The following is a 14,068-nucleotide window of genomic DNA, read 5'->3' on the forward strand; positions in this document are numbered from 1 at the left end:
GGACAGCAGCGTGTCGATGATGCCACCTCACCTGCTCGAAGGGCGCTCGACGCGATGTCGAAGGCCCGCCGAGCGTGGCATCGGCCGCTACAGATCGGCTGTGGAAGCGCCACACGGTCGCGGGTGGTGCGCTGCGGGGCGGGTGGTGCGGTACGGTGCGAGCCGTCCGCGCGGCCCGCGGGTGGCGCGGGCCGCGCGGGCCGGGCGCTCAGACGGCGATGCCGACCGGCCCGCGGCGGCGCATCCACTCGTCGACGGCGTCGCGGTCCACGAGCTCGGCCCCGCATTCGCGGGCGTAGCGCAGCACCAGGTCGTGGAACCGGTAGCCGCCCGGCCCCGACTCGGTGAGCAGGTTGACGCTCACCAGCTCGTCCAGCAGCTGCCGCACCCGCCGCAGCGCCCGGTCGGTCGTGGCCATCGAGCGGTCCACCGCGATCGAGGCCCCGCGGTCCAGCCCGAGCCGGCCGAACAGGTGCGCCGCCGCCGGGCTCAGCGCCGCGTGCGCGCTGGCCAGCGCCGGCGCGAGCACGCGGGGCACGCCCGCCGGCCCGCCCAACCCGTCGCGCGGGCCGTCGCCGGGGGCGCCGTCGCCTCGCCGGGCGCCGCGGCGGACCACGTCGAGGGAGCCGCCGAACGCGTCGTCGTCGTGCTCGCCGCCGGCCAGGTCCTCGGCGAACGCGTCCAGCGACTGCCCGGGCCGCCCGGCCAGCCGCAGCCCGGCCGTGCGCACCGCGAGCGGGTAGCCGCCGCACCAGCGCACGAGCCGCCCGGCCGCCGGGTCGCCGCGGCGCATCTCCCGGCCCGCGATGCGCTCCAGCAGCTCCCGGGTCGCCTCGCCGGTGAGCGGGTCCATCGGCAGCACCTCGACCTCGTGGTGCGCGGCCAGGGCCGGCAGCCGCAGCCGGCTGGTGACCACGAGCTGCCCGTCCGTGGTCGGCGGCACGAGCGGGAGCAACTGCTCGACCGAGCCGGCGTCGTCGGCCACGATGAGCACGCGGCGGCCGTTGAGGTGGGCACGGTACCGCGCCGTGCGCTCGTCCAGCCCCTCCGGCAGCTCGTCGCGGCCCGCCCCGAGCGCGGTCAGCACCGCCCCGAGCGCGGCCAGCGGCGTCAGCGCGCCGCCGTGCAGGTCGACGTAGATCTGGCCGTCCGGGAAGTCCCCGGCCGCGCCGTGCGCCCACTTCACGACGAGCGCGGTCTTGCCGAGCCCGCCGAGGCCGGAGACGAGCACCACCCGGGGCTCGTCGGCGGGGCGGGTGACCGCGTCGGTGAGCGCCTTGAGCGCCTCGTCGCGGCCGGTGAAGTGCCCGACGCTGGCCGGCAGTGTGGCCGGCGCCCGCATGGCCCCCGCGGCCGTGGTGAACGACCCCGCCGCGAGGGCCCCCGGTAAGGCGGCGTCGGCGATCCGGGGCGCGAACGGGTCCGGCGCCCGCTCGAGCCCCACCGCCAGCGCCGAGCCCATCGAGCCCGCGGCCGGGGCGGGCGCGTAGGCCGTGATCGCGTCCGCCCAGGCCTCGACCCGTGGCGCCCCGACCTCGCCGCGCAGGATCGCCGCGTGCAGCCCCCGCAGCTCCGGCCCCGGGTCGCCGCCGAGCTCGTCCGCGAGCCGCCGCCGCAGCGCCTCGTAGACGTGCAGCGCGTCGGCCTGGCGGCCGGCCCGCAGCAGGGCCCGCATGAGCTGCCCGGCGAGCCGCTCCCGCAGCGGGTTCGCGGCCAGCAGCCCGCCGATCTCCCCGACCAGGTCCGCGACCCCGGCCAGCCCGGCCGGCGGCCCGAGCGCCAGCTCGGCCTCGAAGAGCTCCTCGAACAGGCCGATGCGCAGCTCGGCGAGGCGGACGCGCTCGACCTCGGCGCCCGGCGCGGTGACGCCGTCGAGCGGGTCGCCGCGCCAGAGGGCGAGGGCGGCGCGCAGGTCACGGGCGGTGTCGGCGACGGTGGCGCCGCGGCGGGCCCGGCGCACCAGGGCGTGCATGGCGTCGAGGTCGGTCGCGGCGCCGGCCGCCTCGAGGACGTAGCCGGGGTGCCGGGTGGCCAGCGTCGCGCCGACCTTGCGCCGCAGCGCCGAGACGAGGCCCTGGACCCGGGAGCGCGGGGCGGCCGGGTGACGGTCGCTCCACAGCAGCTCGATGATGCGCTCGGTGGAGACGACCGCATTTCTGGACAGCGCGAGAATGGCGAGCACATTACGTTCCAACGGCGAGAGGGAAACCGTACGGCCGGATACACGCGCCTCTGTCGGGCCCAGCAGCGATATCTCAAGCATCGATAAACCTCATCCCGTAGAGCCGTCCCACATCGTGTGTGTGATCGATTGCGGCCGATCGGTTCGCGATCGGGCTCCATTCGTGCACGACGAGGCAAGCCCGGGGCAAGACCCGGGCAGTCATCACGGAGCGTGACGTCCTTCGATGCGCGGCCAAGGGAGCGAATCGGGCGAATCGCCGGGTGGTTTCGCGCCATGTGCGAAGTCGGGCCTTTTCCGGCACGGCGGGCGAGCGGCGCACAGGCCGCGAAGCGGGGGATTGCCGCGAACCCCGCGGTACGTGGTCGGGTCCGCACGCATGCCACGGGACCACGCGAACCCCGGCGGGCCGGACACCGGGCCCGGGGCCCCGAATCGCATTCGCAATTTGCGATGATCGATATATAAAACAAAACCGCCGGACTCGAACACGTGTTCGAATCCGGCGGTTCGCGCTCGGTCGGGCGGGGTGTCACACAAGCCAGGAACTGGCCCGGCGGCGAATCTCGGTGCCGTCGGCGTCGGCGAGCTTCACGGCGGCGAACTCGCGGGCCCAGTCGCTGGTCAGCACCCGCAGCGGCGGGTCGGGGTCGGCCAGCGCGGCGAGGATGATCGCGGCGATCTCGGCGGCCGGCTGCGCGCCCGGCCAGGCGGTGCGGGCGACCCAGTCGAGGTAGGGCCGCAGCACCGGCTCGTAGGGCCCGGCCGAGGCCAGCAGCGAGTCGCGGGTGACCCCGGTATTGGCCGCGAACGCGGTCTGCAGCACCGGCCCGGGCTCGACGAGCACGACGGTCACCCCGAGGCCGCGGGCGACCGGAGCGAGCGCCTCCATGAAGCCCTCGACGGCGAACTTGGCCGCGCAGTAGGCCTCGTTGAACGGCTGCCCGACGAGCCCGCGGGTGCTGCCGACGGTGAGCACCCGCCCGCCCGAGGCCCGCAGGTGCGGCAGCGCGGCCTTGGTCATCGCGACCACGCCGAAGAAGTTGACCTCGATGTTGGCCCGGAACGCGGCCAGGTCGGCCTGCTCGATCGTCGGCACCGTGTTGCCGACGCCGGCGTTGTTGACCAGCGCGTCGAGCCGGCCGTGGTCGGCGGCCACGCCCGCGACGCAGGCCGCGACGGACTCGGGGTCGGTGACGTCGAGCGGGCGGACGTCGATGCCCGGCAGGTCGAAGGGCTTGCGCATCCCCGCCACCACGGTCCACCCGCCGGCGGCGGCCGCCGTCGCGGTCTGCAGCCCGATGCCGGTGGACGCTCCCGTGACCAGCAGCACCTTGCTCATGCCGGCACCTCCGCTTCGCTCCGGTGTCGGCCTGAGGACACTGTGTCCATGATGAGCGGCCCCTCCGCTTCGCTCCGGACCGCTCATGCCGGCACCTCCGCTTCGCTCCGGAGCGCTCATGCCGCCACCTCCGCTTCGCTCCGGAGCGCTCATGCCGGCACCTCCGCCTCGACGGCGGCCCGCTCGCGCTGGAGCAGGCCGTGGATGGGGGCCAGGGGAATGGCCGCGAACAGCGTGCCGATGAGCGTGCCCCCGGCCATGGTGAGCTTGGCCGCGCCGAGGATGCCCCAGTCCCCGGCGAGCGCGTCGACGATGATGCCGCCGGCGAGCACGCTGAACGGGATCACGCCCCAGGTGATGGTGCGGAACGCGGCGTGCGAGACGGCCTGGTCCCGCGAGGGCACCCGGGCCTGGCGGACGGCGGCGGTGCTCACGTTGTACCAGACCATGAAGATCCCGTAGAGCGTCAGCGTCACGCCCAGCACGATCGGGGCCGGCAGCGCGGGCGCGAGCAGCACGCCGAAGCCGACCGCCGAGTGCAGGAAGATCGACCACGGGATGAGCCGGGCCGCGCCGAGCCGCGCGCTGACCCGCTGCGCGACGAGCGACCCGCCGACCGCCCCGGCCGCGGCGATCGACATGACCGCGCCGAGCGCGCCGACGGACATCCCGAGGCCGCGGTACGCCAGGATCGGCAGCACGGTCACGAAGATCGGCCCGCCGATGTTGGCCAGCAGCGTGCCCTGCAGCGTGCGGCGCAGGACCGGGTCGCTCCAGTTGAGCCGGACCCCGTGCGCCAGGCGCTTGAACATCGGCTCCTGCCGCCCCTCGCCGCCGCCGTAGGGCTTCATCGCCCGGATCTGCAGCGCCGAGAACAGGAACGAGGCCGCGTCGACGAGCAGCGCGCCCGCGCCGAGCAGCACGTAGATGCCGGAGGCGACGGCCGGCCCGACGACGTCGGAGGTGGTGCGGCTGGCCTCCAGGTGCGAGTACGCCTTGACCCGCCCCTCCGGCTCCACGATCGAGGCGATGGTCGCGGTGTAGCCGACGTTGAAGAAGACCGCGGTGGCGTTGACGACCGCGACGACGGCGAACGCCAGCGGCACCGACAGGAAGCCCCCGAAGTAGGCGGCCGGGACGAGCGCGATGACGGCCGCCCGCACGAGGTCGCAGCCGATCAGCGTCCGGCGCAGGTCCCACCGGTCCACCAGCGCCCCCGCGACCAGGCTCAGCAGCGGGATCGCGAGGTACTGCGCCATCGCGACCAGCCCGACCTGGAACGGCGAGGCGTGCAGCACCAGGATCATGAGGGTCGGGATGACGAAGATGCTGATCTTGTCGCCGATGTTGCTCACCGTCTGCCCGGCCCACAGCAGGTTGAACTCCCGGCCGAGGCGCACGGGCGGGTCGGCGGTCAGCATGCGGGCTCGGCGAAGCGCGCGGCGTGCCCGCGGCGGTAGGCGTCGAACCGGGCCGCGATGAGCTCCCGCTGCGTGCGCACCGCGTCGGGCGACTTGGCGTCCGGGCACTGGATGGTGCCGTCGAGCTCGATCTCCGACAGCCACCAGCGCTCGCCGTCGTGCAGGAAGTCGGCGCACAGGTACGGCAGCCGCAGGTTCTCCTTGAACCACGCGACCGCGGGCCGCAGCTCGTCGGGCAGGTCCGTGTAGTAGAGCTTCCCGCCGGTGCTGAACTGCACGTAGAGCGCCCCGTCGCCGGGCCGGCGCACCAGCACCCCGAGCGGCTCGCCGTCGACGAGGTAGACCCGGTAGTCCGTCGTGCGCGGGCCGAGGTACGGCTGGAACACCAGCGTCGTGTCCCCGCCCTGGGCGAGGCTGAGCAGCCCGCGCACGTCGTGCGGGTTGTGCGCCAGGTTGATCCCGCGCGAGGCGCACCAGCCCGACGGCTTGGCCAGCGCCGGGAAGGGCAGCGCCCCGATGCTCGCCACGTAGTCGTCGTAGACGAGGTCCCGGCCGGGCCCGATGCGCACCGTGGGGATCGTCGGCACCGGGCAGTCGCGCAGGAACAGGGCCGAGGCGAGCTTGTCGTTGCACAGCATCGCCAGGCGCGGCGGGTGCGGCAGGTAGAAGCCGGCCTGCTCGAGCACCTCGTACAGGGCCAGCTGGTTGAACACGTCGGCGGACTGGTACGGCAGGGAGTACAGCGACGTGATGAACAGCGTGTCCTCGGGCGTCACCGGCGCCCCGTCGACCCGAACCACCGGTCGCCTCGGGTCCAGCGCGTCGACGACCACCGACTCGGGGGTCACCCGCTCCCAGCTCAGATCGAGGTCCTTGGCGACCTCGGCGTAGGTCTGCCAGAACGCCGCGTTCCACGTCGCCGAGGTCCGGCTGGACTCCCGGTCCGGAAACAGCCAGCACAGTCGTCGCAGCATGCCTAACCCCCTGCTCGTCGGTGAGCGTTGCGCGCCCACGGGTGCAGGGAGTGTCGCGAGCGCCGCCACGGAACCGCTTCGGGTCGACTACACGCGCGGAATGCGACAGGATTGCCGGCGTGGAGATCGTGCTCAGCGTGCCCGAGACCATCGTCGCCACCTACGTCGTGGCGACCGACCGGCCACCGGGCGACCCGGCCGCGGCCGCGAGCGCGGCGGCCGCCCGGATCGAGGGCCCGCTGGGCGAGGCGGTGCGGCGCATGCTCGACGGGCCGCTGATGTCGGTCAGCGTCGCCCCGGTCGCCGAGGCCCCGCCGCTGCCGATCGAGCACCTGCGCGTCTTCGCCGCCCCGCCCGAGGCGCTGCGGGCCGTGGTCACCGCCACGCACCTCGTCGTCGTCCAGGCGGTCTTCGGCGCCGGCTGGCCGCCCGCCCACGAGTGGCACGCCCGCGCGGTCGCGGCCGGCATCGCGCAGGACCTCGGCGGCACGCTCGTCGACCTGTTCACCCCGCAGGTGCTCGACCCGGCCGCGGCCCTGGCCTCGCTGCCCGGCCCCGACGGCCGCTCCGCGCTGAGCGCCTGGGTGCTCGTGCCGCAGTCGGCGGGGGATCGCGGGCTGTGGATGACGACCCGCGGCCTGGGCCGCTTCGGCCTGCCCGAGCTGCAGGTGATCGACGTGCCGCCGACGCTCGCGCGGGCCTGGACGAGCGGGCTGACCGGGATCGCCCGGGCCCTCGTGGTGCGCTGGGCGCAGGCGGTCGAGCGGGCCCACGGCGAGGCGTTCGTGCGCATGCCGGACGAGCTGACCGTCACCGCGGCCGACGCCGTGCGCGCCTACGGCGAGGTGCCCGGGGCCGATGCCGAGGCCCGCTCGACGCTGCTGCAGCTGCGGCTGGATGTCGAGTCGCCGGAGCACGACGGCCTGCTCACGATCATCCCGCCCGACGAGTTCCCGTACTCGGCCGGGGAGTTCCTGGCCCGGGTCGTCGACGAGCTGTTCGGGGTGCGGTCCACCACGGTGCGGTACGCGCCCGACGACGAGCGGATGCGCGACGCCGTCGCGACCGCCCGGGAGGCCCTGCCCGCGGCCCGCACCCGCTTCCTGGCCGGCGAGTTCGGCCCCGAGCGGCACCTCATCGTCAAACACCGGCTGACCCGGGGCGACGCGACGGAGCTGATCTGGTCCGCCGTCACCACCTGGCCCGACCCGCGCCGCCTGCACGGCGTGAGCATGTCCGACGCCGAGATCGACCCGGCCGTGCGCACCGGCCGGCCGACCATGGTCCGCGAGCCGGAGATCGTCGACTGGGGCGTGTGGATCGACGGGGAGGGCATCGTCGAGGGCGGCTGGACCAACGCGGTACTGACCGGCGAATGACGCTCAGGTCGGGCGCCGCCGTGCCGAACAGCACGGTGTGGGTCTCGACGGACGGCGGCTGACCCGCCGCCTGCTGCCGGCCGCCGCTGCGCTCGCCGGGCTGGCGGCGGCGTTCCTGGTGATGCAGATGATCACCACGAATGCGTTCGAGCAGCTGGAGTCGAGCCAGGTGGCGCAGGACGCCGACCGGATCCGCATCGGCCTGGACGCCCAGGCCCAGCTGCTCACCGCGTTCGGCGCCGCGAACGCCGTCTGGGACAACACCTTCCAGGAGATCCAGACCTCGGACACGGCCGGCTTCACCGCCGACCTGCCGCCGAACACCCAGCTCGACGTCAACGACATCGACGGGCTGCTCGGCGTCGGCCTCGACGGCGCCCTGCGCGTCGGCGGCCTGACCAGCGCCGCCGAGACCTTCGTCCAGCCGCCGTCGCAGCTGCGCGACCCGGCCGTGCTGCGCACGCTCTTCGACCCGGCCAAGAAGGCCGGCGAGTCGCTGTGCGGGATCGTGACGGCCGACGCGCCGTACCTCTTCTGCGGCGTCGGCTCGTTCCCCAGCAGCGGCGAGGGCACCCCGGCCGGTGGCATGGTCATGCTCAAGCGCCTCGACGCCGAGCGGGTCGCCCGCTTCGCCGAGGCCATCAACCTGCCCCTGACCCTGGTCGCCGAGCCCCACCCGGACGCCCAGGCCCAGCCCCGGCTCACCAGCCAGCTCGGCGCCGTCGCCATCGGCACCGTGGTCACCGGCTCCCGCCACATCGCCATGGACGCCACGATCGCCACCGCCAACGGCGGCCGGGTCGTGCTCGAGGTCGTCGCCGCCCGCCCGATCCACACCGCCGCCAGCCGCACCGCCGTGCAGCTGTTCGTGTTCGTCGCCGCCGCGACCGTCGTGCTCGTCCTGGTGATGCTGTGGTCCGTGCGGGCCGCGCTGCGCCGGCGGGTCGGGCCGCTGCGGCGCACCACCGAGGAGATCATCCGCTCCGGCGACAAGCTCCTGCGGGTGCGCCCCGAGGGCACCGACGACATCGCCGAGCTCGGCCGGGCCATCGACGCGATGCTCGACGCCATGCACGAGCAGGAGGCGCACCTGCAGCAGGAGCGGGCCGCCAAGGAGGCCCAGCTGATGACCACGAACGTGCGCCAGCAGCTGGCCGAGCAGACGGTCCGGCGCCGGGCGGGCGAGGTCATCGACGACACCAGCGGCGCCGTGCTGGTCGAGCTGCGCAACGTCATGGAGCAGGCCGACGAGGTGATGGGCGCCGCCGACGCGATCGAGCGGCAGGCGGGCACCGCCGACCGGGTCACCCGCGGCGTCGTCGAGCGCGCCAACGACGCCGGCGGGGTCATCGAGGCCGTGACCGCCAGCCTCGGCCGGGTCGACGGCATCGCGCACCTCATCGCCGGCGTCGCCGGGCAGACCAACCTGCTCGCCCTCAACGCCACCATCGAGGCGGCCCGGGCCGGGGAGACAGGCCGGGGCTTCAGCGTCGTGGCCGGCGAGGTGAAGGGCCTGGCGTCGAAGACGAAGGACTCCACCACCGAGATCACCGAGACCGTCTCGGCGCTCGGCGCCAACACCACCGCCATGTCCGCCGTCATCACCGACATGAGCCAGGGCGTCAACGCCGTCGGCGACGTCACCGCCGAGCTCAGCTCCGTCGCCGTGCGGCAGCGCGCCTCGGTCGAGCGGCTGGTCGGCAGCGTCCGCGAGGCGGTCGCGCGCATCGAGGCCCTCGCCCAGGTCACCGACCGGCTCGAGCGCCGCCGGCACAGCCGCGCCGCGGTCGAGGGCAAGGTGACCGTGGTGCACCACGGCCGCCCCATCGAGGCCGACCTGCTCGACCTGTCGATCAGCGGCCTGCGCTGCGGCTTCCACGACGGCCTGCGCCCGCCGCTGGCCGCCGAGCTCGACCTGCGCCTGCGCCTCGGCGACGAGGAGCTGCGGCTGCGGGGCCGCGCCGTGCGGCACATCGACGCCGACGCCGACGAGCTCGGCGTGGAGTTCGTCGACCCCGACCCGCACCTCGTGGCCCGCATCAGCGACTACATCCGCGCGCTGATCGGCCCCGGCGGGACCTGAGCACCGCTTTCGCAGCGGATTTGCAGCGCCTTCTGCCAGCCTGCCTGGCATGACCAGAGACATCGAGGTCGACAACGGCATCGAGGTCGACGATGTCGGTCCCGGCCGGGCCAAGGCCCGGATGCGGGTCACCGACGCCATGGCCAACCTGCACGGGATCGCGCACGGCGGCTACCTGTTCCTGCTGGCCGACACCGCGTTCGCCCACGCCTGCAACCAGGGCCGCGTGGCGCTCGCCCAGGCCGCGCAGATCACCTTCCTGCGACCGGTTCCGATCGGCGCCGAGCTGGTCGCCGAGGCCGTCGAGCGCGCGATGACGGGCGCCTGCGGGGTGTACGACGTCACGGTCCGCCACGGCGGCGAGGTCGTCGCCGAGTTCCGCGGCCAGAGCGCGACGGTGAGGACGAGGGGAGCCCGATGAGCGAGACGCTGCAACGGATCTGCTGGGTGTTTCCGGACCGGGAGTCGGCCCGGCAGGGCGCCATGTGGCGGCGCGTCTTCTGGGACGCCTACCAGAAGGTCGCCGCGGAGCTGGGGATGTCGTTCACGATCCACGCGCCGGACGCGATCGCGGTCGACGGGCTGGACCCCGCCCGGCCCCGCGTGTTCGTCGACGGCGAGCTGGTGGACCCGGACGAGACCGCCTTCATCACGGCGCTGTACTCGCTGCCGTACCACACCATGGACGTGTTCAACCAGTACGCGGTCTACGCGGTGCTGGAGCACGCCGGCTTCTACCTGCCGATCCCGCCGTGGCTGTCGGCGGTCGTCAACGACAAGCTCGCCACGAACCTGTTCCTGGCCGGCGCGCCGATCCCGCCCATCCCCACCGTGCGCATCGGCTGCGGCCGCGACATCCAGCAGCGGCTCTACGAGCCGGCGCTGGCGGACCTGACCTACCCGGCGATCGTCAAGCCGGCCGGGTGGGCGTCCGGCTGGGGCGTCAACCTGGCCCGCGGCGAGGAGGACCTGCGCGGGCTGCTCAGCCTCGCCCAGGGCGGCGAGACGACGCTCGTGGCCCAGCCCTACCTCGGGGCGGGCACCACCGACTACCGCCTCTACGTCGTCGAGGGCCGCGTGCAGGCCGTGCTGGCCCGGGTCCCGCAGGGCGACGCCCCCTGCTCCAGCGGCAGCCGCGGCGGCAGCATGCGCTTCGTGGACCTGCCGGACGAGCTTGCGTCCACTGTGGACTGGTTCGTGGCGAGGATCCCGACGCCGTACTTCTGCGTCGACTTCCTCCACGACGGCACCCGCTACTGGCTGTCGGAGATCGAGACCGACGGCGCGGCCGGCAACCCCGACGCCGGTGTCCAGCACGACCTCATCGCCGCCCGGTTCGGTGCCTACCGCCGGGCGCACGCCGCCTGGAGGGAAGCCCGCCATGCCTGAGTTCACCCACGACACCCTCGACGCCGACGGGGTCGCCCGGGTCCGGCACCTGTTCGCCGCGCTGCGCTCGGTGCCGGGGCTGGCCGCCCGCTACGACGGCGTCGCCGAGCCCTCCACATTGGAGGATCTGGCCGCCGTACCGCACATGTTCAAGGACGACCTGCAGGCCGCGCTCGCGCACCTCGAGCCCCGCGCCGAGCACGCCACCACGTGGGTGTTCCAGAGCGGCGGCAGCACCGGCGCGCCCCAGGTCGGCTACGCCCCGACGGGCCTTTACATGCGGGAGGTATACGAGCAGTGGCAGCCGATCGGCCCCGGTGACGTCTTCGTCAACGGCTGGAGCGCGGGCAAGATGTGGGGCGCGCACTTCCTCGTCAACGCCTTCACCGACCACGTGCACTGCACCGCGATGAACCTGGGCGCGATGAGCCGCGACGAGTACGACCCGTGGCTGCGCTTCTTCGCCGCGCGCCGGGTCACCGCGTTCGGCGGCACCCCGAGCGTGCTGCGGCTCATCTTCGGCCACGCCCGCGACGCCGGGGTCAAGCTGCCGGACCTGCGCGCCGTGCTCTACCTCGGCGAGGCCTGGAACGAGCAGCTGGACGAGGACCTGGCCGCCGTCGCGCCCAACGCCCGCCGGTGGGGGATGTTCGGCAGCACCGAGACGTGGGTCGTGGGCACCAACACGCCGCACTGCCCGGCCGACACCTGGCACCCGCTGCCCTCGCAGCTCGTCTGCGCCGGCGACGACGAGATGCTCGACTTCACCACGCTCAACCCCGCGGGGCTCAACCCGGTGCTGCGCTACCGCACCGGCGACGCCGGCCGCATGGTCGCCTGCCCGTGCGGCCGGGAGGGGCGGGCCTTCCAGGTGCTCGGCCGCCGCGACGGGCTCATCAAGTTCCGCGGGCACCTCGTCAACGTCGACGACCTGGTCCGCGACGTCGGCACCGTGGCGGGCGTCGCGCGGGCCCAGCTGGTCGTCAAGGAGTTCACCGACCGCGGCAGCGTGCTGGAGGTGCTGGTGCTGCCGAACGGTGCGCCGCTGGCCGGCCTCGCCGAGGACGTCCGCCGGCACCTGCTGGGCTCGGCGTTCGGCCCGTCCATCGTGTTCCAGCGCAACGCCGACGCGCTCGAGGTGAGCGTGGTCGAGGCCCTCGTGGGCAACGAGCGCACCGGCAAGGTCCCCAACCTCGTGCGCCGCCCGGCCTCATGACCACGGTCGCGCCGAAGACCGGACGCTCGCTCGGCCGCGAGTTCAACCTGCTGTGGGCCGGGCAGACGGTGAGCAACGCCGGCGACCGCGTCACCCTGTTCGTGGTGCCGGCGCTGCTCATCTTCGCCATGCACGCCTCGCCGCTGCAGGTCGGGCTCGTCTCCACGGCGCAGTACCTGGCCATCCCGGTGCTGAGCCTCGTCGCCGGGGTGCTGGTGGACCGGTGGGACCTGCGCCGCCTGCTCATCGTGTGCGACCTGCTGCGCTGCGCCGCGGTCGCGGTCATCCCGATCGCCTACTGGCAAGGCGTGCTGTCGGTGCCGATGCTCTTCGTGTGCGTCGTGGTCATCAGCGCGGCCACGGTGTTCTTCAACATCGGCTACGTGCCCGCCCTCACCCACCTCGTCGAGCGGGACCGGCTCGTCACCGGCAACGCGCGGCTGGAGACGAGCCGGATGACCGCCGAGGTCAGCGGGCCGGCCCTCGGCAGCGGCCTCTTCCAGCTCCTCGGCGCCGCCTCGCTGCTCGTCGACGCGGCCACCTACCTGTTCTCGGCCGCCTGCATCCGGCGGCTGCGCCCGCTCGGCGCCCTCGGCGGCCCGACCGGCTCGCTGCGGGAGCGCCTGCTCGTCGGGGTCCGGGCCAACTGGCGCGATCCCGTGCTGCGCCGCTGCACCGCGGGGACGCTGCTGGCCAACATCGGCGGGCCGGTCTTCGTCACGCAGCTGCCCGTGCTGGCGTACAACGGCTGGGGCATGAGCGTCGGCGTCTTCGGCACCGTCATGACCGTCGGCGCGGCCGGGGCCGTGGCCGGCGCGCTGGTCGCCCCCGCGGTCAGCCGCCGGGCCGGGCCGGCCCGGATGATGGCCTGGGCGATGCCGCTGCACTCGGCCTGCGGCCTGGGCATCCTCGCCATGGGGCTCGGCCCGCCCGCGGTGGTGCTCGGGGCCACGCTCGCGGCGTACATGTTCTTCTTCGCCTGGTACAACATCTGCTCCCAGTCGGTGCGCCAGGCCCGCATGCCGATCGCCGACCAGGCCGTCATCTACGCCGCCTACCGCACCGTCACCTGGGGCGTCATCCCGCTCAGCGCGTTCGCCGGCGGTCTCGTCGTCACCGTGCTCGCGCACTCGATGGACATCCGGGCCGCGGTCACCGCCACGATGCTCGGCGGCACCGTGATCGGGCTGTCCGCGTTCCTGCCCCTGGCCCCGGTGCAGCCGATGCTGGAGGAGGGGTCCCGTGCCTGACGTCCTCGTCACCGGCGCCTCGACCGGCATCGGCCGGGCCACCGCGCTCGCCCTCGCCGCGGCCGGCTGGACCGTCCACGCCGGCATGCGCGAGCCGGTCGAGCTGCCCGGCACCCGGGTCGTGCCGCTCGACGTCACCGACCAGTCCTCGGTCGACGCCTGCCTCGGCGCCCTGGACCGGCTCGACGCGGTCGTGAACAACGCCGGGGTCTCCGGCACGCCCGGGACCCTGGAGCAGGCGTCGCTGGAGGCCGTGCGGGCCGTGCTGGAGGTGAACCTCTTCGGCGTGCTCGCGGTCACGAAGGCGGCGCTGCCGCTGCTGCGCGCGAGCCGGGGGCGGGTGGTGACCGTCGGCAGCGTCCGGGGCGCGATCGGCCAGCCGTTCAACGAGGCGTACTCCGCGGCGAAGTTCGCCGTCGAGGGCTACCTCGAGGCCCTGGCGCCGACGGCCGCCGCGGCCGGCGTGACGGTGTGCGTGGTCGAGCCGGCCGCGGTGCTCGGCACGGCGTTCGTCAAGCCGGTCCCGGTGCGGGTCGAGCCGCCCTACGCGGAAGCTTTCACGGCGTACCGGCGCTTCGTGACCTCCGGCGCGGTCGAGGGCGCCCAGACCCCGGCCGAGGTCGCCGCGGTCATCGTGGACGCGCTCACCGCCGCCGACCCGCCGTTTCGCATCCCGACGAGCGCCCACGCCCGCGACTACCTGGCCCGCAAGCTCGCCGACGTCGACGGCCGCGGGGTGCAGGCGATGACCTGCAACTGGCTGCAACAAGGTTGTCATTGACCGCGGTCGTGGTCCGTGCCTAGGGTGGCGCAGGAAAGCGCATTCCTAGGG

11 protein-coding genes are annotated in these 14,068 nt (G+C 74.2%); 7 read left to right on the forward strand and 4 right to left on the reverse strand.

The features are described from left to right. Window positions 1-208: 208 nt before the first annotated feature. The 4 genes from AC6JBM_RS07955 to AC6JBM_RS07970 all read right to left on the reverse strand — a co-directional run bounded on the left by AC6JBM_RS07955 (window position 209) and on the right by AC6JBM_RS07970 (window position 5,919). A complete protein-coding gene (locus AC6JBM_RS07955; protein ID WP_497982943.1) occupies window positions 209-2,263 on the reverse strand; it encodes an AfsR/SARP family transcriptional regulator in 2,055 nt (684 codons plus the stop codon). A 451-nt stretch (window positions 2,264-2,714) separates the two neighbouring features. After that, on the reverse strand, window positions 2,715-3,524 hold the full coding sequence (locus AC6JBM_RS07960; RefSeq protein ID WP_497982944.1) for an SDR family NAD(P)-dependent oxidoreductase: 810 nt from the start codon (window positions 3,522-3,524) through the stop codon (window positions 2,715-2,717). A 149-nt stretch (window positions 3,525-3,673) separates the two neighbouring features. Next, entirely contained in the window at window positions 3,674-4,945 is a 1,272-nt protein-coding gene (locus tag AC6JBM_RS07965; protein WP_497982945.1) for an MFS transporter, read from the reverse strand. Next, window positions 4,939-5,919, reverse strand: coding sequence for an ATP-grasp domain-containing protein (locus AC6JBM_RS07970; RefSeq protein WP_497982946.1), 981 nt, complete (start codon window positions 5,917-5,919; stop codon window positions 4,939-4,941). The genes AC6JBM_RS07965 and AC6JBM_RS07970 overlap by 7 nt, the downstream gene beginning before the upstream one ends. Window positions 5,920-6,038: 119 nt before the next feature. On the opposite strand from AC6JBM_RS07970, the gene AC6JBM_RS07975 reads away from it, so the two are divergent. The 7 genes from AC6JBM_RS07975 to AC6JBM_RS08005 are packed head-to-tail and all read left to right on the forward strand — an operon-like array spanning window position 6,039 to window position 14,017. Further along, window positions 6,039-7,298 carry a DUF2314 domain-containing protein gene (locus AC6JBM_RS07975; protein ID WP_497982947.1) on the forward strand — a complete coding sequence of 420 codons (1,260 nt, stop codon included), beginning with the start codon at window positions 6,039-6,041 and terminating at the stop codon, window positions 7,296-7,298. Window positions 7,299-7,335: 37 nt separating this feature from the next. Then, on the forward strand, window positions 7,336-9,381 hold the full coding sequence (locus AC6JBM_RS07980) for a methyl-accepting chemotaxis protein (protein WP_497982948.1): 2,046 nt from the start codon (window positions 7,336-7,338) through the stop codon (window positions 9,379-9,381). A 49-nt stretch (window positions 9,382-9,430) separates the two neighbouring features. Continuing rightward, a complete protein-coding gene (gene paaI / locus AC6JBM_RS07985; protein ID WP_497982949.1) occupies window positions 9,431-9,802 on the forward strand; it encodes a hydroxyphenylacetyl-CoA thioesterase PaaI in 372 nt (123 codons plus the stop codon). Further along, window positions 9,799-10,770: an ATP-grasp domain-containing protein gene (locus tag AC6JBM_RS07990; protein ID WP_497982950.1), complete on the forward strand. Its 972-nt coding sequence runs from the start codon at window positions 9,799-9,801 to the stop codon at window positions 10,768-10,770. Before paaI ends, AC6JBM_RS07990 begins: the two co-directional genes overlap by 4 nt. After that, window positions 10,763-11,986, forward strand: coding sequence for a phenylacetate--CoA ligase family protein (locus AC6JBM_RS07995; protein WP_497982951.1), 1,224 nt, complete (start codon window positions 10,763-10,765; stop codon window positions 11,984-11,986). Before AC6JBM_RS07990 ends, AC6JBM_RS07995 begins: the two co-directional genes overlap by 8 nt. Beyond that, a complete protein-coding gene (locus AC6JBM_RS08000) occupies window positions 11,983-13,236 on the forward strand; it encodes an MFS transporter (RefSeq protein WP_497982952.1) in 1,254 nt (417 codons plus the stop codon). The genes AC6JBM_RS07995 and AC6JBM_RS08000 overlap by 4 nt, the downstream gene beginning before the upstream one ends. Next, the gene (locus AC6JBM_RS08005; RefSeq protein WP_497982953.1) at window positions 13,229-14,017 is read left to right on the forward strand and encodes an SDR family NAD(P)-dependent oxidoreductase; all 789 of its coding nucleotides are present in this window, start codon (window positions 13,229-13,231) and stop codon (window positions 14,015-14,017) included. The genes AC6JBM_RS08000 and AC6JBM_RS08005 overlap by 8 nt, the downstream gene beginning before the upstream one ends. Window positions 14,018-14,068: the final 51 nt, after the last annotated feature.

It is taken from the genome of Dactylosporangium thailandense (genome assembly GCF_059739745.1).